Consider the following 20320-nt stretch of genomic DNA (forward strand, 5'->3'; position numbering starts at 1 on the left):
GGGGTCACAATTGGGGCGGACGGACGAGACCGAGGAGGCCGGCATGAGCGGCGTATGGGACGACCTCGTGGGGCAGGAGCGCGTGACCACGCAGCTCGCCGCCGCCGCGCGGGACGCCGACGCCCTGGTGAGCGCCACCGCGGCCGGCGAGCCGCCGCCGGCCGCGTCCAAGATGACGCACGCCTGGCTGTTCACCGGCCCGCCCGGCTCCGGCCGGGGCACGGTCGCCCGGGCCTTCGCGGCCGCGCTCCAGTGCACCAGCCCCGACCGCGCCCTGGGCGGGCAGCCCGGCTGCGGCTTCTGCGACGGCTGCCACACCACCCTCGTCGGCACCCACGCCGATGTCGAGGTGGTCCGCACCGACCTGCTCTCCATCGGCGTCAAGGAGACCCGGGACCTGGTCCGCCGCGCCCAGCTGTCGCCCGCCGTCGGCCGCTGGCAGGTGATCGTCCTCGAGGACGCCGACCGCCTCACCGAGGGCGCGGGGAACGTCCTCCTCAAGGCCGTCGAGGAGCCCGCGCCGCGGACGGTCTGGCTGCTCTGCGCCCCCTCCCTGCAGGACGTGCTGCCCACCATCCGGTCGCGCTGCCGGCACCTGACCCTGCGTACCCCCTCCGTCGAGGCCGTCGCGGACGTCCTGGTCCGGCGGGACGGCATCGAGCCCGCGGTGGCGGCCGCGGCCGCCCAGGCGACCCAGGGGCACATCGACCGGGCCCGGCGGCTGGCCACCGACGAGCGGGCCCGCGAGCGCCGGCGCTCGGTGCTGCGGCTGCCGATGCGGGTGGACGACGTCGGCGGCTGCCTCAAGGCCGCCCAGGAGCTGGTGGACGCCGCCGCCGAGGACGCCAAGCAGGTCGCGGAGGAGGTCGACGCCAAGGAGACCGAGGACCTGAAGGCCGCGCTGGGCGCGGGCGCCGGGACCGGCGGCCGGATGCCGCGCGGCACGGCCGGCGTCATGAAGGAGCTCGAGGACCGCCAGAAGCGCCGCCGCACCCGCACCCAGCGCGACAGCCTCGACCTGGCGCTGGTCGACCTCACCGGCTTCTACCGGGACGTCCTCGCCCTCCAGCTGGGCTCGGGGGTGGCCCTGGCCAACGCGGACGTCCGCGACGACCTCGACCGGATCGCCCGCTCCGGCGGCCCCGAGCGGACCCTCCGCCGCATCGAGGCGATCATCTCCTGCCGTGACGCCCTCGACCGGAACGTGGCGCCGCTGCTGGCGGTGGAGGCGATGACGATGGCGCTGCGGGCGGGGTGAGGGGGAGAGCCGTCGCGTGAGGGTCGGGCCAGGTCACGGGGATTCACTCGTACGGGACGTGGGAGGGCTCCGGGGGGGTGCGGAGGGCTACGCTCCGGGGATGGACACCAGGCGCCTGCTGCGTACCACCGGGACCGTGATCGCGGCGGCCGGGATGCTCGTCTCCGGCTGCAGTTCCGGCGGCAAGGCGACCGGGGCCAGCGCCTCGGCGCACAGCCCCGGTGCGGACACGGCCGGGACCGCCGTCGCGCCCGCGGCCGAGCTGGCTCCGTACTACTCCCAGAAGCTGAGCTGGCGGGCCTGCGGGGTGCCCGGCTTCGAGTGCGCCACGATGAAGGCGCCGCTGGACTACGCCCGCCCCGCCGCCAAGGGCGGCAAGGACATCGACCTGGCCGTGGCGCGCAAGAAGGCCACCGGCCCCGGGGCGCGGCTGGGGTCCCTGCTGGTCAACCCGGGCGGACCCGGTGGTTCCGCGATCGGGTACCTGCAGGCGTACGCGGGCATCGGCTATCCGGCGCCGGTCCGCGCCCGGTACGACATGGTGGCCGTGGACCCGCGCGGGGTGGCGCGCTCGGCGCCGGTCCAGTGCCTGTCCGGGCCGGCCATGGACGCGTACACGCAGGTCGACCAGACACCCGACAGCCAGGCCGAACGCGCCGCGCTGGTGGCCGAGTTCAAGAAGTTCGCGGCGGGCTGCGAGCAGAAGAGCGGCGCGGTGCTGCCGCACGTCTCCACGGTCGAGGCGGCCCGGGACATGGACCTGCTGCGCGGGGTGCTCGGCGACGAGAAGCTGCACTACGTCGGCGCCTCGTACGGCACCTTCCTCGGCGCCACGTACGCCGACCTGTTCCCGGACCGGGTCGGCCGGCTGGTGCTGGACGGGGCGATGGACCCCTCCCGGTCCGCGCTCGACCTCAACCGCGACCAGACCGAGGGCTTCGAGACCGCGCTCCGGTCCTTCGCCAAGGACTGCGCCACCCAGCCGGACTGTCCGCTGGGCACCGGCGGCCCCGACGAACAGGCCCGCAAGCTCAAGGAGTTCTTCGCGCAGGTCGACGCCCAGCCGGTGCCGACCGGCCAGTCCCGCAAGCTGGGCGAGGCCCTGGCCACCACCGGTGTGATCGCCGCGATGTACGACGAGAGCGCCTGGCCGCGGCTGCGGGACGCGATCGCCTCCGCGAAGGAGGGCAACGGCGCCGGGCTGCTGGCGCTGGCCGACGAGTACTACGAGCGCGACCCGAACGGCTCGTACCAGAACCTGATGTTCGCCAACGCGGCCGTCAACTGCCTCGACCTGCCGCCCGCGTTCAAGGACCCGCAGGACGTGGACGCCGCGCTGCCCTCCTTCGAGAAGGCCTCGCCAGTCTTCGGCGCCGGCCTCGCCTGGGCCTCGCTGAACTGCACGTACTGGCCGGTCAAGGCCACCGGCGCGGCCCACCGGCTGACCGCGAAGGGCGCCGCGCCGATCGTGGTCGTCGGCACGACCCGGGACCCGGCCACCCCGTACAAGTGGGCGCAGTCGCTGGCCGGCCAGCTGGACTCGGGCGTCCTGCTGACCTACGACGGGGACGGCCACACCGCGTACGGCCGGGGCAGCGACTGCATCGACACCGCCATCAACCGGTACCTGCTGGAGGGCACGGCCCCGGCCGACGGCAAGCGCTGCTGAGCCGGTCCCGGCCGGGACCTCAGTGGGCGGAGCCGGCCGCCCGGAAGCCCTTGGGCACCATCCACACCACCAGCACCGTCACCACCGCCACGATCCCCAAGGACACGTACGAGGTGACGGTGAGCGCGCTGTCGAAGGCGCTCCGCGCGGCCGCCGCCAGGCCGTGGTCGCCGGTCTCGATCGCCCCGCCGATGGACTCCCGCGCGCGGTCCGGGGTACCGGCCGGCATGTGGCGGGCGTACACCGAGCCGTGGATCGAGCCGAGCAGCGCGACGCCGAGCCCGACGCCCAGCTCGTACGCCGTCTCGGAGACCGCGCCGGCCTGCCCGGCCCGCTCGGCGGGCACGGCCGAGACGAGCACGGCCGAGGCGGTGGTCACCGCCAGCCCGTCGCCGAGGCCGAGCGCCACCAGGAAGGCGGCGACGTAGCCGTACGAGGTGGGCTCGGGGGAGAGCGCCAGCAGCAGGAAGCCCGCCATCAGCCCGGCCAGCCCCAGCGCCAGTACCGGGCGCACCCCGAGCCGGTGCATCAGCCGGGGCGTGAGCAGCGAGGCGACCAGCATCGCGGCGGCGATCGGCAGGGTCCGCAGCCCCGCCTGGAAGGGCTGGTAGCCGTGCACGTACTGGAGCCAGAGCGAGACCAGGAACAGCGCCGCGCCGGCCGCCAGCATGGCCAGCAGGATGACCAGCGCGGCGGCGGTGAAGGGCCGGGACAGGAAGAGCCGGACGTCCAGCAGCGGATCGGCCAGCCCCAGCTGCCGGCGGGCGAACCAGCCGAGCACCACCAGGCCGACCACCAGGACCAGCAGGTCGGTGGGGACCAGTCCGCCCTTGGCCACGTGTTTGATGCCCCAGGCCAGGGCGATGATCCCGACGACGGAGAGGACGGCGCTGGGCCAGTCGAGGGGGTGCGGGCTGGCCGCCCGGAACTCCGGCAGCAGCCGCAGGCCGGCGAGGACGGTGACGGCGACCACCGGGACGTTCACCCAGAAGGCCGCGGACCAGCCGTAGGCCTCCACCAGCAGGCCGCCGATCAGCGGGCCGACGGCGGCCCCGGCCCCCGCGACGGCGGCCCAGATGCCGATGGCGAGGGTGCGCTCGTGGGGGTCGGTGAAGATGTTCCTGATCAGCGAGAGGGTCGAGGGCATGACCAGCGCCCCGCCGATGCCGAGCAGCACCCGGCCGGTGATCAGCTGCCCCGGGGTACCGGAGGTGGCCGCCAGTACCGAGGCCAGCCCGAAGATCACGAACCCGGTGAGGAAGAGCCGCTTGCGCCCGAAGCGGTCGCCGATGGCACCGGTGGTGACCAGCAGGCCGCCGAGCACCAGGCCGTAGACGTCGATGATCCACAGCTGCTGGAGGGCGGTGGGCCGCATGTCGTCGATCAGCGAGGGCAGGGCGACGTTGAGGATGGTGGCGTCCATCGCCACCACCAGCAGACTCGCACAGAGCACAGCCAGCATGGCCCACCGGCCGGGGGCGGGGGCGGAAGCGTGGGTGGGGGCGGCGCCCGGGCCCGGGCCGCCGGCCGCTCCGGGGGCCGTACCGGCCGGATCCTCGCCGGTTCCGCGGTGGTCGTCTCGGGCCATGGGGCGGGTCATCCCTTCGAGTGGATGCGCTGCCCGGATCGGGACATTCCCTCCAGTACCGCCCCTCCCCACCCGCCCCGCAACCGCACCCGCCCGGCCCCTCCCACCTGGTGCGGCCCACCCCGAAACACCCTGTAGACTTGGCGCCGCCGCTGTTGCGAAGCCTCCCCTCGCGGGAGAACTCTCACCGGTGGCTTGCCGCCTTAGCTCAGTTGGCCAGAGCAACGCACTCGTAATGCGTAGGTCTCGGGTTCGAATCCCGAAGGCGGCTCAGAGAAACCCCAGGTCGGATCCCGACCTGGGGTTTTCTGTTGTCCGGGGCGGCCGGTGCCGGGGCGGGGGTGTCGTGGCCCGGTGCTGGTGGGGGACGGGTGTTCTTGTGGGGTCGGTGGGGTCAACGGGGCGTGGTGCTAGGGTCCTTGATCCGAGTCCGGGTCGTGGGAGGATGCGGCCCCAGAGCCGAGCCGGGGTACGCATCGCGATGATCACCCATGACGTGCAGCGTGGCCTGGACGTGCTGGTGGGGCTGCTGAACACCGCACCGGACGTCTGTGGTCGTGAGGAGCTTGCGGACCCCGCGGCGCTGCACGGGTTCCTGGTGCGCCACGGGATCGGCGGGGCCAAGCCGCCGGCCGGGTCCGACCTGGCGGGGGTGCTGCGGGTGCGGAGCGGTTTCCGGGAGGTGCTGGGGGCCGGCTCGGTGCGGGCGGCGGTCGAACTCGTCAATGCGCTCATCCTGCGGGCCGGCACCACTCCGGGGCTCGCCCACCGGGACGGGCCGGGCTGGCAGGTGCGTCACTACGCGGCCGGGGGTGCCCCGGCCGACGATCTGGCGGCCGAGATGGGGATGGCGCTGGCGGCCGTCATCGTCGCGGGGGAGTGGGAGCGGCTGCGCCGTTGTGCGGCGCCCGGGTGCGCCCGCCATTTCCTGGATCTGTCCCGAAACCGCTCCCGGCGGTACTGCGATTTCCGCACCTGCGGGAACCGGCTGCACGTCGCGGCCTATCGGAACCGGCGCCGGACCGGTTCCGGCGGCATGACGGCGGCACCTGCCGGCGGGGCCGAAACCGGCTTCCCGGTCCCGGTGCCTCCCGCCCGCCGTTCCTCCTGATGATCAGTTGGCGAAGTCGTCCGTAGGCGCTGTCGTCGCGCCGGGTGGCGGCCTCCCGCGCCGCTCCGGACGTCCGGGAGCGGGCGTCCGGCCGGAGCGGCGCCGGTCTCGACTGCGGCGACCTGGGAGACCGCTCGTCGGTGCCCGTGCGGGGGGTACGGCTCAACGAGCCGACAGGGAAGTGGATTTCGCCCGCCGACCCGGCCGGAAGAGGTAGCTCCGGTTCCGAATGGTCCGGCGTGCGGCGTGTGCCGCGGAACGCAACCTCCCACGCGCGCCAACTCTCTTTTGTGTCAACAGTGTTTCACGCCGAGGATTGATCTCGAACAAGTCATCTGATTTCGCTCATCGCGGTCAGTGAAGGGGTAACTGCGGCAGAACGCAACGGAGTTGTGCAATGCCCAACGAAAAAGACTGACGCGCCGTCAGTTTGTTTACAAAACATGTCCATTGACTGGCAGTCCAGCGCCGCTCCTGTTATTGGCTTGATTCGAGGCCCTGTTGGCACGTAGGTTGATCAACGTGTTTCCGTGACCGTCAATCGAGGGGGCGGCCGTTCCGGTCGCGATCCGGTCCCGCGCAACCAGCCAGGAGCCCTGGGCTCGGCGTTGACCACCGGGGTGTGGGGGTGACTGCCCACATCCCGTCCGACGCTGCCATGGATCCCGGCCCGGAGCCCGGCGCACCGCCCTCGGCTGTCGGAGCCGCGGTGATGAGCAGACCGAGCGCCAGCGCAACACACCCGGAGGCTTCGCTAGTCCGATCGCACGGCCCACACGCGGGCGGCAGCTGATCCGTCCACCCGCTTGATCATCAACATTCTCCGGTGTGACATTTCGGTACCACCCTGCGGGTGCATTCATCCGCCACCGTGTCGGAGCGCGGTCACGACTACGGGGTCGTCCTTTTCGGGTGCACCGCGATCGTCGTCAACTTCTTCAACAGGCTGTCGACACGGAATACGGGGAAGCATGAGCCGCGAGGCTGGGCAGGGCACGGTCGAGGCGACCGTGGAGAACGGGGAGCACGGCGGTGGTGACTCGGACAAGCCGGGGCACGCCTTCATGCCGGCGCCCCAGATCGCGCGTTTCGTGGCCGGCCGGGGGCTGGCCGCACTCGCCGACCAATTCCTCCTGTTCGCCATTCCGCTGCTCGCCTACAAGCTGACCGGAAGCGCGTCCCAGACCGGTCTGATCTTCCTCATCGAATGGCTTCCGCGGGTCGTCTTCCTGCCGATGGCGGGAGTGCTCGCGGACCGCATCCGGGGTTATGTCCTCTACATCGGCTCGGACATCGTCCGTTCCGGCCTGGCCCTGACCGCGTTCGCGCTGATGTACCTGCTCCCCGAAGGGCAGTTCATCACGCTGTGCGTGCTGGTGGCGGGCATGTCCGTGGCCGGCGCGCAGTCGTACCTCGCGCTGGAGGCCACGCTCCCCCGGTTCGTGCCGATGGACCAGATGGTCCGGGCGCAGTCGATCGTCCAGGGGACCGAGCAGGTCAGCGAGGTGGCCGGGCCCGCGCTGGCGGCGCTGCTCGCCTCGGTGATGGCGACCGACGACCTGCTCCTGGTGATCGGCGTGGTGTACGCGCTGACCACCCTGAACACGCTGTCCCTGCGCCGCTGGCTCAGGACCGAGACGCTGGCCGGGGCCACTGCCGAACCCACCACGGTCCGCTCGGTGCTCACCGGCGTGGCCGAGGGCGTGGCGACCCTGCGCAAGCTGCCCGCGATCCTGGGCCTGGTCGGACTGACCATGACGGTCAACCTCATGGTGGGCGTCGGCATGGCCACCAGCGCGGCCACCACCAGCGGCGTCTTCGAGGCCCCCGACGGGTACTACGGCGCCCTGACCACCGGGGCCGGCGTCGTCGGCGTCCTGACCTTCTTCGTCGTGCCGAAGCTCTCGAAGCGGCTCAAGCCCTTCGTCGCCCTGATGGCGTCCTATTCCCTGATCTGTCTGGGCGGTATCGGCGTCGGCCTGGCGAACACCTTCGCGCAGTACGCGGTGAGCTATGCGGTGCTGCTCGGAACCGTCGGATTCTTCAACGTCTTCATTCGCATGGAGCGGATCAAGCGAATTCCGCGCGAACACTTCGCGAAGACGATCGGAATCATCATTCTGCTCCACCAGATCTCGCTGCCCGCGGCGGGACTCCTGGTGACCCTCTTCGCTGTTTCGCACGGTCCTCAGACGGTCGTCCTGGGTTCCGTGATCGGTTCTCTCTGCATCGTGGTTCTGCTCGTCCCGCTTCTCGCCCAGCTGAGGTCTTTCCATGCGCATCCTGATCCTGCAACGAATCTCCGATAAGCTCGTCCGCCATTCGGCCGGCATCGATCACGCGGTGCACGACGTCACCTACGTCGGCACCGCGGACCGGCTGGCCGTGCTGCCGTCCGAACTCCGCGCCACCTTCATCGAGCGTCCCGGTACCGGTGACACCGCCGAAGAGGTGCTGGCCGCGGTCGCCGGGCTGCCGCCCTTCGACCTGGTGATCGCGCTCTCCGAGTTCGACCTGATCGCCGGTGCCCAGGTACGGGCGGCCCTCGGCATACCGGGCGACCGCGAGGCGGACATCCTGCCCTCGCGGGACAAGGTGGTCATGAAGGCCGCGGTCGCCGCGGCGGGCCTGCGGGCCCCCCGCTTCCTGTCGCTGACCGAGGCGCTGGAGGCGCTGCCCGGTGAACTGCCGTGGAAGGGCGAGACGGTGCTCAAGCCGCTCGACGGCGCGGCGAGCCAGGACGTGACGGTCTACCCGACGACGGAGGAGGCCCTGGACGCGGTCCGGGCGGGCGGGGTGCTCGAGGGCGCCGAGCTCGCGGGCTTCGAGGTCGAGGAGTTCGTCACCGGTCCGATCATCCATGTGGACGGCCTGCTGGTGGACGGCAAGCCGGTGGCGATCCGGGCCAGCCGCTACGTCGGCACCTGCCTGGAGTACGCGAACGGCACGCCGCTCGGCTCGGTGCAGATCGAACTGACCCCGGAACTGAGCGAGTGGACCCTGGGCTGTCTCGCCGCCGTCGGCATCACGACCAGTCTCTTCCACCTCGAAGGCATCGAGACCGCCGAGGGGCTGGTGTTCCTCGAGGTCGGGGCGCGCTTCGGCGGTGCGGACGTGGTGGACACCTTCGAGCTCGCCACCGGAGTGCACCTGCCCTCGCACTTCCTGCAGATGATCACCGGTGGTGCGGACGCCGCGGTCGAGCCCAGACCGGAGACCGCCGGCTCCCGCTACGGCTGGTTCGTCTGGCCGGGCCACCAACTCGGCGGCGAGTACTGCCGGATCGAGGGTGAGCAGGCGTTCCGGGAGAGCCCGCTCGCCCACCGGTGGATCCAGCGGACCGAGGACGAGCCGATCAAGACGACGCTCAGCTACTCGGACGCCGACGTGCCCCTCGCGGGCGTCGTCGGACCGGCCGACTCGGCCGAGCTCGACCGCTTCCTTCGCGACCTCTTCTCATTCGTGCGTGTTGAACTTGCGGATTCCAAGGAGCATTCCAATGCACGCCAGACCAACTGACCAGCGGCCTTCCGAGGCCCTTCCGCTCTGCACCGTGTCCGGCGCCCCGAAGGTCATCCTGGGTGTGGCGGCGAGTGATTCCCACGTCGTGGCGAACCACCTGATCGCCTTCCAGCTCCGGCAGCTCGGCTACGACGTGCTCAACCTGGGTGCCTGCACCCCCGTGTCCGAGTTCGTGGACTGTGCGACCGAGAACCCGGACGCCCTCGCGATCGTGATCGGCTCCATCAACGGGCACGCCGTGGAGGACCTGACGCCGCTGCGGGCGGTCCGGGCCCAGGGCGTGCTGAGCTGCCCGGTCGTGGTCGGCGGCAACCTGTCGGTGGGCAGTGAGAAGTCCGGCCGGGAGGGCGAGGCGCTGCTGGCCCTGGGCGTGGACCACGTCCTCACCGACATCGACGAGCTGGTCGTGCTGCTGGCCGGGCTGCGCGCGCGGGCCGAGAGCGGCGAGCGTGCCGTGCCGCGTCCCTCGCAGCTCGAAGTCGCCGCCTGACCCTCTCGAACTGTTCTGTCTTAGCAAGGAGTTCCGATGTTCAACCTCCGAGGGGCCCGGTCCAACAACGACCGGTACCTCCTGCTGCTCGGGGCGGACCCGCTGCTGCGCGAGCGAGCAATCGTTTCTGCACTGCGGACCTACCCGGGCCCGGTGTTCGGAATGGTGGAGTCCGCCGTCGTCAACGCCAACCGCGTCTTCGACCACGTGCTGCCCGCGAACCCGTACAACGCCAAGGAAGCCCTGGCGGCGGTCGAGAAGTTCGAGCGGGAGACCGGGCTGACCCCCGACGCCGTCGTCCCGATCCTCGAGCTGAACGTCCACGTCGCGATGACGATCGCCCAGCACTACGGCCTGCCCACGCTGGCCGAGGAGTCGCTGGCGCTGGCGCGCGACAAGCACACCATGAAGGTGGCCTTCGAGGAGGCCGGCGTCCCGTGCGCCCGCCACCGCCTCTTCTCCACCCTCGCGGAGCTGGAGGAGGTCGTCTCGGACCTCACCTTCCCCGTGGTGCTCAAGCCCCGTGACTTCGCCGGCAGCGTCGGCGTCATCAAGGTGGCCGACGCGGCCGGCCTGGCGGCGGCCTTCGACCACTGCCGGGCGTCGCTGCTGGAGATCGCGCCGACCTACGACTTCGCCGACGGCCGCTACCAGGTCGAGGAGTTCGTCACCTCCACGCACGAGGTCTCCATCGAGGTCATCAACTACGAGGGCCGGCGCGCGGTGCTCGCGGTGACGGACAAGGCCAAGGGCGCGCCGCCGTTCTTCACCGAGACCGGCCAGCTGATCCCGAGCCGGGAGAGCGGCAACACCGCCCTGCGCGAACTCGCCCTGCGGGCCTGCGAGGCGCTGCGCATCGACCGCGGCATCGCCCACGTCGAGGTGCTGCTGAACGGCTCCGACGAGCCGTACGTGGTCGAGGTCGCGGCCCGCCCCGGCGGCGACGGCATCATGGACCTGATCGACCGGGTCTACGGCTTCAACCCGTACGACCTGCACATCGCCGCCTACCGCCGGACCATCGACGAGCTCCCGGAGATCCCCTCCGAGCCCGCGGGCGTCGGCGCGATCGGCTTCCTCAAGGCCCCGACCGGCGTCATCACCGAGATCAACGACGTGCCGGCCGGCGCGGGCCAGGAGATCGCCCGGTACGTCACCAGCAAGGCGGGCGACCGTTCCCGCGCGGCCACCTCCTACCTCGGCCGCAACGGCGTCATCGAGGTCTTCGAGGCCGGCACCGCACCCACCGAGGCCGAGGCCGTCCAGGAGCGGGTCACCGCACTGGCCCAGGGCCTCAGTTCCGAGCTGTTCACCGTGACCGAAGAAGACATAGAGCTGTGACTGACATGACTGACGCCCAGGTGTTCGACCTGATCGGCGTGGGCTTCGGCCCCGCCAACATCTCGCTGGCCGTGGCCCTCGAAGAGCTGCACCCCGAGATCGACCCGCTCTTCCTCGAGGCCCGCGACACGGTCGTGTGGCAGCCCGAGATGCTCCTCTCCGGCTCGGACATCCAGAACAACCCGGTCCGTGACCTGGTCACGCCGCGGAACCCGCGCAGCCGCTACTCCTTCCTGAACTTCCTGTTCGAGCAGGGCCGGCTGCTGGAGTACCTCAACCTGGGGCTCGAGTTCCCGCTCCGCAAGGAGTACAACCAGTACATCACCTGGGTCGCCTCGCACTTCGCCGACCGGGTGCGCACCTCCTCGCCGGTCTCGGCCGTGGAGTTCGCGGTCCTGCCCGACGGCACCGAGGGCTACCGCGTGCGCGTGGGCTCCGGCGAGACCCACCTGGCCCGCGCCGTGGTGGTCGCCAACGGCCGTACGCCGTACGTCCCCGCGCCGTTCGACCAGGTCGAGTCGGACCGGGTGATCCACCTGACCCGGTACAAGAGCACCGTGGAGCGCTACGCCGAGCAGCTGCGCACCGGCCGGGTCGCCGTGGTCGGCGGCAGCCAGAGCGCCGTCGAGCTCACCCTCGACCTGGCGCACCGCTTCCCGGACGCCGAGGTGGTGAACCTGAGCCGCGGCTTCGCCCACCGGCTCAAGGACACCTCGCCGTTCAGCGAGGCGAGCATCATGCCGGAGTTCGTGGACTACTACTTCCACGCCTCGCAGCAGAGCAAGGACGAGCTGGACGCCGAGCTCCGCTTCACCAACTACTCGGCCGCCGACATGGACGTGCTGCGCGAGCTGTACCTGAAGATCTACGAGCAGCGGCTGGACGGCGCCCAGAAGGTGTACGTCCGCAACAACTCGGTGGTCGACACCGTCACGGCCGACGCCGACGGTGTGGAACTGGTCGTCCGCGAGCGCCACTTCGGGCAGACCGAGCAGGAGCGCTTCGACCTGGTCGTGCTGGCCACCGGCTTCCGCAACTTCGGCCTGGGCCCCGCCCAGGAGCCGCACCCGCCGATCCTGTCGGAGATCGCCGACCAGCTGGAGCACACCGAGCGCGGTGCGGTGGCCGTCGGCCACGGCTACCTGACCTCGGCGAAGGACGGCCGCGCGATCCCGCCGCTGTTCATCTACAACCTGAACGAGTCCTCGCACGGCATCTCCGACGCGGGCTCCTTCAGCCTGCTGTCGCTGCGCGCCGAGACCATCGCGCACGGTGCCGCGAAGCTGCTGGCGGGCGCCGACCCGCAGAACGCCGAGGGTGACGCGTGACCACCACCGCACAGACCGGCGTCCTGGTGCGGACCGAGCTGCCGGGTCCGCGCTCGCGCCTGCTGCTGGACGAGCAGGCGGCCACCGAGTCCTCGGCCCGCACCTACCCGCGCAACGTCCCGGTCGCCCTGTCCGGCGGCCACGGCTCGTACGTCGAGGACCTGGACGGCAACCGCTTCCTGGACTTCCTCGCCGGAGCCGGCGTGCTCGCCCTCGGGCACGGCCACCCGGAGCTGGTGGCCGCCGCCCACCGGCAGCTCGACATCGCCACCCACTCCCTGGACTTCCCCACCGAGGTCAAGCAGGAGTTCACCCGGCGGCTGCTCGACCTGCTGCCCGGCGACATGGGCAGCCGCTCCAAGCTGCACTTCTGCGGGCCGACCGGGGCCGACGGCATCGACGCGGCGATCAAGCTCTGCAAGACGTACACCGGGCGCGGCGACGTCATCGCCTTCCACGGCGGTTTCCACGGCAGCACGCAGAGCACCATCGCGCTCACCGGGCTGCGGTCCTCCAAGGAGCACCTCGGGAACCTGATGCCGGGCATCTCGTTCTTCCCGTACTCCTCCTGCTTCCGCTGCCCGCTGTCGCTGAAGCCGGACAGCTGCGAGATCAACTGCGCCTCGTACCTGGCCAACGTCCTGGACGACCCCAACGGCGGCGTCCGCCGGCCGGCGGCCGTGATCCTCGAGCTGGTGCAGGGCGAGGGCGGCGTGGTGCCGGCCCGCCTCGAGTTCGTCCAGCAGCTCCGGGAGATCACCCGGCGGCTGGACATCCCGCTGATCATCGACGAGGTGCAGTCCGGCTGCGGCCGGACCGGCACCTGGTACGCCTTCGAGCAGTACGGGATCGAGCCCGACGTGGTGGTCTCGTCCAAGGCGGTCGGCGGCGGCCACCCGGCCTCGGTGATCATCTACAACGAGCGCCTGGACGGCTGGAAGGCCGGCGCCCACACGGGCACCTTCCGCGGCAACCAGCTCGCCTTCGCCGCCGGGTCGGCGCTGATGCGCGTGGTCGCGGAGGACGGCCTGCTGGACAACGTCCGCGAGGTCGGCGGGCAGCTGCGGCAGGGCCTCCTCGAGCTGAAGGATCGTTTCTCCTTCCTCGGTGACGTCCGGGGCCTGGGCCTGATGCTGGGCGTCGAGGTGGTCCCGACCGCCGACCGGTCCGCCTCCGAGGTGGCCGATCTGATCAGAAGGGCCGCGCTCCGTCGCGGTCTGCTCTTCGAACTCGCCGGCCGCGACGATTGCGTGGTCCGGTTCCTGCCGCCCCTCAACCTCGACCCGGTCGAGGCTGCGGAGGCGCTGGCGATCTTCGGCGCGGCTGTCGCCGAGGTCGCCGACGAGTGTGGACGGCCGCACCCGTCCGAGACTCAGGACGCGGATACCGAGGCAGTGAGGTCATGACTCAAACAGACGAGCGCATCTCCCGTTCCGAAACGGACCAGACGGACGCGTCCACCGCGATCCGGGCGTCCTTCCAACGATTCCCCCGCTGGACCCAGCACCTGTGGACCTGGATCACGGGCAAGGCCCTGCCGGGCCAGCAGCCGCTGGTCAAGATGAACGTGACCCTGTACGTCATCGCCGACATGGTGGCGCTGGCCCTCGGCATCGGCTCTGCCTGGTGGATCGTCAGCAGCGGTCCCACCTGGTCGCTGCTGCTGCTCCCGCTGAGCTGGGTCGTGACGGTCTCGGCCGCCCGGGTCTGCTCCACGGTGATCGCCCACCACTGCATGCACACCCGGTTCACCGGGAAGATCAAGTACGACCGTGAGATCGCCCAGGTCCTCTCGACCCTGGTGTGCACGGAAGATGCGGACCAGTACTACGAGGACCACATCAACCTGCACCACCGCAAGGAGACCTTCGCGACCATCGCGGACCCGACCATCCAGCACCTGCTCAAGCTGGGCTTCCGGCCGGGCATGACGGTGCCGCAGCTGTGGCGCCGGCTGGCCTGGACCGTGGTCTCGCCGCTGTTCCACGCGGAGTTCCTGGCCACCCGCCTCGCGCAGAACCTGTGGCGCTCGGCGACCTACCGCCGGCTCATGTCGCTGGGCTACCTCGGCGCCGTCCTCGGCCTGGTCGCCTGGCAGAGCGCCTGGGTGCCGTTCGCCCTGGCCGTCCTCGTGCCGATGATCCCGCTGTACCAGATCGTCGCGCTGCTGGAGTTCCTGAGCGAGCACGCCTGGTTCAAGGCCAAGGACGACACCCTCGGCGGCCGCGCGTTCCACGTCTCGCACTCCTGGGGCCGCTTCAACGGCGACGCCCTGCCGGAGAAGGGCATCGGCGTGGTCCGCTCGGTCGGGGCCTGGACCCGCTGGACCCTGCGGCTGGCCTTCTACCACCTGCCGTCCCGCATCCTGGTCGTGCCGGGTGACCTCTCCCAGCACGACTTCCACCACCGCAAGCCCTCCACCTTCGAGTGGGTCCGGGCGGCGTACGCCCGCCAGGCGGACATCGACGCCGGTCACCCGCGCTGGCCGGCCTACACCGACGTGTGGGGCCTGGGCGTCGCGATCAACCGGGTCTTCACGATCCTGAGCGAGGAGGAGGAGTCCTCCTGGGAGCTCGTCCGGGCCGAGGGCGAACTCGTGGTAGCGACGTGATCACCGGAACCGAGAGCACGGCCCCGGTGCGGGCCGGCCGGCCGGCGGAGTCGCCCGACTCCCCGCCGGCCGGCCCGGCCCCGGCCGAAAGGCCGCTGCTGGTCGTCAAGTTCGGCGGCTCGTCCTTCGTGGACCTGGGCGACTACCGCGAGGTCGCCGACTACCTGGGGCGGCTCTCCGAGACGCACCGGGTGGTCGCCGTGGTCAGCGGCATGTCCGGGACCACCGGGCGGCTGCTGGAGGCGGCCCGCACCATCGACCCCGACCTGCACGCCGAGGTCCAGGACCAGGTCCTGGCGACCGCCGAGATGGTCAGCGCCGGCTTCCTGCGCGCCGCCCTCCAGGCCGGCGGCTACTCCGCCCTCGACCTGTGGGCGTCGCAGATCGGCATCGTCAGCGACGACCGGGCCACCCGCGCCAAGATCCGCTCCATCGACACCCGGCCCGTGCTCGACGCGCTGGCCGGGCACCAGGTGGTCGTCGTGGCCGGCGGCCAGGCCGTCCGGGCCGACGGCCGGATCACCATGCTCGGCCGCAACAGCTCCGACCTCACCGCCGTCGCGCTGGCGGCGGCGCTGGGGGCCGGGCACTGCGAGATCTTCTCCGACGTGCCCGGCGTCTACACCGCCGACCCGTACGTCGTGCCGGAGGCGCTGCTGCTGCCCCGGCTGACGTACGACCAGTGCGCCCAGATGTCCGCCAGCGGTGCCAAGGTGCTGCACGGCGGCTCGGTGGCGGTCGGCCGCGAGCACGGGGTCACGATCGTGTGCCGCGCGCTGGACGGCCGGGGCTCCGGCGAGCCGCTGACCGCCTCGACCGGAACGGTCGTCGGCGGCGGCCCGCACGGCACCGCCGTGGTCGGCGAACGCGGGGCGCAGCTGCACCGGTTCGACGGTCTCCGGGGCTGGGCCGAGACGGGGCGCTCCGCGCTCGACTCGGCGCTGGCCGCGCTGGCCGAAGAGGCCTTCGACGTGGTCGCCGTACCGTCCGGCGGGGACACCGTGCTGGTGTTCACCGGCGCGCAGGTGGGTGTGGCCGCGGTGCTGGAGCAGCTGGGGATCAAGACCGAACCCGTCTCCGGGCTCGGCCTGGTGTCGGTCGTCGAAGCGGACGGCCGGACCGAGCGCAGGCTGCTGCCGGTGGCCGAACTCGACGACGAGGTACGCCGGTTGCACATCGAGGCGCACGGCGCCGGGGCGGCGGAGGGTGAGCGGTTCCGGGGCTCCAAGCGGCGCTCGGACCACAGCTCGCTGCTGTCCTCGACCCCGACGGTGACGGCCGGGGCATGCTGAGACTCGATCGGCTGCCCGACCTGGGCGAGTCCATCGGCTACGCCACCTCCCTGGGCAAGCCCACGGTGGCGGAGCGGCTCGACGACGCCGAGCGGACGGGGCTGCCCCTGGTGCAGCCCCGGTGCGGGGTGGGCGGTCACGCCGCCATGCGGGACCTGCTCGTGGATCTGGAGAACCACGCCGCTCCGGACATCCTGACGACCACGATCGACTCGCACACCCGGCTGCTCCAGTTCGACAGCGTCCGCCGGGCGCTGGACGTCGATCCGAGCAGGCTCAACGGCTATCCGCTGGTGACGCACGGCTGGGAGCGGGGCCGGGAACTCAACGAGGCGGTCAAGGCCCCGCTCCAGGTCCGCCACGGTTCGCCCGACGGCCGGCGGCTCTTCGAGACCGCCATCGCCTCCGGGTTCACCTCGTACGAGGGGGGTGGGATCGGGTACAACGTGCCCTATTCCAAGAACGTGGAGATCGTCGAGTCGTTGCGCACCTGGCAACAGGTCGACCGCCTGGCCGGCGAGGTGACCGCGGCCGGTCTCACCATCGACCGGGAGCTCTTCGGCACCCTGACCGCGGTGCTGATGCCGCCGTCCATCTGCATCGCCACCACGCTCCTGGAGGCGGTGCTGGCGGCGGCCGAGGGGGTCCGCTGCATCTCGATCTCCTACCCGCAGGGCGGCCACCTGTGGCAGGACCTGGCGGCGCTGCGGTCCATCCACCGGCTGGCCGCCCGGTACCTCGACACCTCTCCGGGGCCGTCCGGGGTACGGGTCCACACCGTGCTGCACATGTTCATGGGGGTGTTCCCGCAGGAGCGCCGCCAGGCCGCCGAACTGATCATGTACGGCGGGCTGACCGCGGCCCTCGGCGGGGTCGCGAAGGTCGTGAACAAGACGCCGGCCGAGGCCGCGGGGATCCCCACCGAGGCCGAGAACAGCGAGGGCATCCGCCTCACCCGGCTGGGCATCGCCCGGGCCGCCGGCTTCGCGGTCGACGAGGAGGCGGTGGCCGCCGAGATGGCGCGGATCGAGCGCGAGGTCCAGGACCTGGTCGATCCGATCCTGGAGCACACCGACCGGGTCCGGGCGATCGGCGCGGCCTTCGACGAGGGCCGGCTCGACGTGCCCTTCGCGGCCAGCCGCTTCCTCCGGTCCGCGGTCGTGCCCTGCCGCGACCCGGGCGGCGCCATCCGCTTCGCCGACATGGGCAACCTGTCGTTCGGAGCCGGCACCCGTCGGAGCAACGACGCGTGCCTGGAGCACCGGTCCGGCACCGACGGCACGCTCGACCGTCTCGTCAAGGACATCAACTACATGGCCGGCGGTCTGGACGAGGTCGCCCTCGCCCGGCTGGCCGCCACCCCCGGGTCCGCCGCCCGCTGACCGCGGTGCGGGCGACCGCAGGTACCACGGCTTCCCCAAGCCGCCCCACACCACAAGGAGTTCAGGATGTCCCCTGCCAACGAGGCAGCAGTACGCACGGGTCTGCGGATCGGTATCGTCGGCGCGACCGGCCTGGTCGGAACCGTCATCCGCAGCATCCTCGAACAGCGGGACGTTCCGGTGGCCGAGCTCCGCTGCTTCGCCTCCAGCCGCTCGGCCGGCAGCACGCTCCCGTGGAAGGGGGCGGAGGTGGTGGTCGAGGACGCCGCCACGGCCGACCCGAGCGGCCTCGACGTCGCGATCTTCTCCGCCGGCGGTGCCACCTCCCGGGCGCTCGCGCCCAAGTTCGCCGCGGCCGGCGCGATCGTCATCGACAACTCCTCCGCCTTCCGGCTGGACCCGGACGTGCCCCTCGTGGTCGCCGAGGTGAACCCGGAGGCGATCAAGGAAGCCCGCAAGGGGATCATCGCCAACCCCAACTGCACCACCATGGCGGCGATGCCCGTGCTGAAGCCGCTGCACGACCTGGCCGGGCTGGTCCGGCTCCAGGTGAGCAGCTACCAGGCGGTCTCGGGCGGCGGCGTGGCCGGCCTCGGGGAGCTCGACGGCCAGGCGCGCCAGGCGGCCGGGCTGGGCACCGAGCTGGCGATGGACGGCACGGCCGTGGACTTCGCCGCGCCGGCCGTCTTCCCGCGCACCATCGCCTTCAACGTGGTGCCGTTCGCCGGCTCGCTGGTCGACGACGGCTCCCTGGAGACGGACGAGGAGCAGAAGCTCCGCAACGAGAGCCGCAAGATCCTCGGGGTGCCCGGACTGAAGGTGTCCGGCACCTGCGTGCGGGTCCCCGTCTTCACCGGCCACTCGCTCTCCGTGCACGCCGAGTTCGACGCACCGATCACGGTCGAGGAGGCCACCGCGCTGCTCGCCGTGGCCCCCGGGGTCGAGCTGAGCGAGATCCCGACGCCGCTCGGGGCGGCCGGCCTGGACCCGAGCTTCGTCGGCCGGATCCGGCAGGACCAGAGCGTCGACGGCGGACGCGGGCTGGTGCTCTTCATCAGCAACGACAACCTCCGCAAGGGCGCGGCGCTGAACACCGTGCAGATCGCGGAGCTCATCGCCGCCGGACGGTGACCGGCCCCCGGTCCGGCCGGGCCGGCCACCCCCGAGGGTGAAGCCCCGGGTGGCCCGCCCGGCCGGCCGGCGGAGCCGATACGCTCCATCGCAGCAACGCAAATGGCTTTCAGAGGGGATCCCGTGAGCAACTCACGCATAGCAGACAGTGCAGGCTCGGTCCACGACTTCAAGGTCGCCGATCTCTCGCTCGCCGCGTTCGGCCGCAAGGAGATCGAGCTGGCCGAGCACGAGATGCCCGGCCTGATGGCCCTGCGCCGTGAGTACGCCGACCAGCAGCCGCTCCGCGGCAAGAAGATCGCCGGCTCGCTGCACATGACCATCCAGACCGCGGTCCTCATCGAGACCCTGGCGGCGCTGGGCGCGGACGTGCGCTGGGTGTCCTGCAACATCTTCTCCACCCAGGACCACGCGGCCGCGGCCGTGGTCGTCGGCCCGAACGGCACCGTGGACGACCCGCAGGGCTGCTCGGTCTTCGCCTGGAAGGGCGAGACGCTCGAGGACTACTGGTGGTGCACCGAGCAGCTGCTCACCTGGCCGGACGGCTCGGGCCCCGACTCGATCGTCGACGACGGCGGCGACGTCACCCTGCTCGTGCACCTCGGTGTCGAGTACGAGGCCGCCGGCGCGGTCCCGGCCAAGGGTCCCGAGGACTCCGAGGAGCACGGGATCGTCCTGGAGACCCTGCGCCGCTCGGTCGCCGAGGAGCCCGGCAAGTACACGCGGATGGCGCAGTCCATCATCGGTGTCTCCGAGGAGACCACCAACGGTGTCCGCCGCCTCTACAAGCTGGCCAAGGACGGCGTGCTGCTCTTCCCGGGCATCAACGTCAACGACTCGGTCACCAAGAGCAAGTTCGACAACAAGTACGGCATCCGCCACTCCCTGATCGACGGCATCAACCGCGGCACCGACGTGATGATCGGCGGCAAGCTCGCGGTCGTCCTCGGCTACGGGGACGTCGGCAAGGGCGCGGCCGAGTCGCTGCGCGGCCAGGGTGCCCGGGTCGTGGTCACCGAGATCGACCCGATCTGCGCGCTCCAGGCGGCCATGGACGGCCTCAAGGTCGTCCGCCTCGACGAGGTCGTCGAAGAGGCCGACATCTTCATCACCACGACCGGCAACAAGGACATCATCATGGCCGCCGACCTGGCCAAGATGAAGCACCACGCCATCGTGGGCAACGTCGGTCACTTCGACAACGAGATCGACATGGCCGGCCTGGCCGAGGTCCCGGGCATCGAGCGGACCGAGATCAAGCCGCAGGTCCACTCCTGGAAGTTCCCGGACGGCCACGCGGTGCTCGTCCTCAGCGAGGGGCGCCTGTTCAACCTGGGCAACGCCACCGGGCACCCCAGCTTCGTGATGTCGGCGTCGTTCGCCAACCAGACGATCGCCCAGATCGAGCTGCACACCAACCCGGGTGCGTACGAGCGCCAGGTCTACATCCTGCCGAAGCACCTGGACGAGAAGGTGGCCCGACTGCACCTGGCCGCGGTCGGCGCGAACCTGACCACGCTCACCAAGGAGCAGGCGGAGTACATCGACGTGGACGTGGCCGGCCCGTACAAGGCCGACCACTACCGCTACTGATCCA

Annotated in this window: 15 protein-coding genes and 1 tRNA gene; 15 read left to right on the forward strand and 1 reads right to left on the reverse strand. The window is 71.4% G+C overall.

The window, feature by feature from the left end:
- Positions 1–43 precede the first annotated feature (43 nt).
- Together AB0O40_RS29055 and AB0O40_RS29060 are read left to right on the forward strand one after the other, a co-directional pair.
- On the forward strand, positions 44–1258 hold the full coding sequence (locus AB0O40_RS29055) for a DNA polymerase III subunit delta' (RefSeq protein WP_365047890.1): 1215 nt from the start codon (positions 44–46) through the stop codon (positions 1256–1258).
- Between the two features lie 100 nt (positions 1259–1358).
- Positions 1359–2927 carry an alpha/beta hydrolase gene (locus tag AB0O40_RS29060; RefSeq protein WP_365047892.1) on the forward strand — a complete coding sequence of 523 codons (1569 nt, stop codon included), beginning with the start codon at positions 1359–1361 and terminating at the stop codon, positions 2925–2927.
- 19 nt (positions 2928–2946) lie between these two features.
- Here AB0O40_RS29060 and AB0O40_RS29065 read toward each other — a convergent pair whose 3' ends face one another.
- Positions 2947–4515 carry an MFS transporter gene (locus AB0O40_RS29065; protein ID WP_365047894.1) on the reverse strand — a complete coding sequence of 523 codons (1569 nt, stop codon included), beginning with the start codon at positions 4513–4515 and terminating at the stop codon, positions 2947–2949.
- Positions 4516–4712: 197 nt separating this feature from the next.
- On the opposite strand from AB0O40_RS29065, the gene AB0O40_RS29070 reads away from it, so the two are divergent.
- From AB0O40_RS29070 to ahcY, 13 genes are all read left to right on the forward strand, one after another.
- Positions 4713–4786, forward strand: a tRNA-Thr gene (locus AB0O40_RS29070).
- A gap of 210 nt (positions 4787–4996) precedes the next feature.
- Complete coding sequence (locus AB0O40_RS29075) at positions 4997–5626, forward strand: CGNR zinc finger domain-containing protein (RefSeq protein WP_365047896.1); 630 nt, start codon at positions 4997–4999, stop codon at positions 5624–5626.
- Positions 5627–6597: 971 nt separating this feature from the next.
- Positions 6598–7935, forward strand: coding sequence for an MFS transporter (locus AB0O40_RS29080; RefSeq protein ID WP_365047898.1), 1338 nt, complete (start codon positions 6598–6600; stop codon positions 7933–7935).
- Positions 7901–9145, forward strand: a complete 1245-nt coding sequence (locus AB0O40_RS29085; protein WP_365047900.1) for an ATP-grasp domain-containing protein — start codon at positions 7901–7903, stop codon at positions 9143–9145. Before AB0O40_RS29080 ends, AB0O40_RS29085 begins: the two co-directional genes overlap by 35 nt.
- 34 nt (positions 9146–9179) lie before the next feature.
- Positions 9180–9638, forward strand: coding sequence for a methylaspartate mutase (locus AB0O40_RS29090; protein ID WP_365047902.1), 459 nt, complete (start codon positions 9180–9182; stop codon positions 9636–9638).
- 36 nt (positions 9639–9674) lie between these two features.
- Positions 9675–10979 carry an ATP-grasp domain-containing protein gene (locus tag AB0O40_RS29095; protein WP_365047903.1) on the forward strand — a complete coding sequence of 435 codons (1305 nt, stop codon included), beginning with the start codon at positions 9675–9677 and terminating at the stop codon, positions 10977–10979.
- A 5-nt stretch (positions 10980–10984) separates the two neighbouring features.
- Positions 10985–12307 carry a SidA/IucD/PvdA family monooxygenase gene (locus AB0O40_RS29100; protein WP_365047932.1) on the forward strand — a complete coding sequence of 441 codons (1323 nt, stop codon included), beginning with the start codon at positions 10985–10987 and terminating at the stop codon, positions 12305–12307.
- The gene (locus tag AB0O40_RS29105; protein WP_365047905.1) at positions 12304–13713 is read left to right on the forward strand and encodes a diaminobutyrate--2-oxoglutarate transaminase family protein; all 1410 of its coding nucleotides are present in this window, start codon (positions 12304–12306) and stop codon (positions 13711–13713) included. Before AB0O40_RS29100 ends, AB0O40_RS29105 begins: the two co-directional genes overlap by 4 nt.
- Positions 13710–14918, forward strand: a complete 1209-nt coding sequence (locus AB0O40_RS29110; RefSeq protein WP_365047907.1) for a fatty acid desaturase — start codon at positions 13710–13712, stop codon at positions 14916–14918. Before AB0O40_RS29105 ends, AB0O40_RS29110 begins: the two co-directional genes overlap by 4 nt.
- Positions 14915–16210: a hypothetical protein gene (locus tag AB0O40_RS29115; protein WP_365047909.1), complete on the forward strand. Its 1296-nt coding sequence runs from the start codon at positions 14915–14917 to the stop codon at positions 16208–16210. The genes AB0O40_RS29110 and AB0O40_RS29115 overlap by 4 nt, the downstream gene beginning before the upstream one ends.
- The gene (locus AB0O40_RS29120) at positions 16204–17592 is read left to right on the forward strand and encodes a methylaspartate mutase (RefSeq protein ID WP_365047910.1); all 1389 of its coding nucleotides are present in this window, start codon (positions 16204–16206) and stop codon (positions 17590–17592) included. The genes AB0O40_RS29115 and AB0O40_RS29120 overlap by 7 nt, the downstream gene beginning before the upstream one ends.
- A gap of 102 nt (positions 17593–17694) precedes the next feature.
- The gene (locus AB0O40_RS29125) at positions 17695–18723 is read left to right on the forward strand and encodes an aspartate-semialdehyde dehydrogenase (protein ID WP_365047934.1); all 1029 of its coding nucleotides are present in this window, start codon (positions 17695–17697) and stop codon (positions 18721–18723) included.
- A gap of 123 nt (positions 18724–18846) precedes the next feature.
- The gene (gene ahcY, locus AB0O40_RS29130; RefSeq protein WP_365047912.1) at positions 18847–20316 is read left to right on the forward strand and encodes an adenosylhomocysteinase; all 1470 of its coding nucleotides are present in this window, start codon (positions 18847–18849) and stop codon (positions 20314–20316) included.
- The last annotated feature ends 4 nt before the right edge of the window (positions 20317–20320 follow it).

It is taken from the genome of Streptomyces sp. NPDC089919, from assembly GCF_040684615.1.
In the GTDB taxonomy this organism is placed as follows: Bacteria; Actinomycetota; Actinomycetes; order Streptomycetales; family Streptomycetaceae; genus Streptomyces.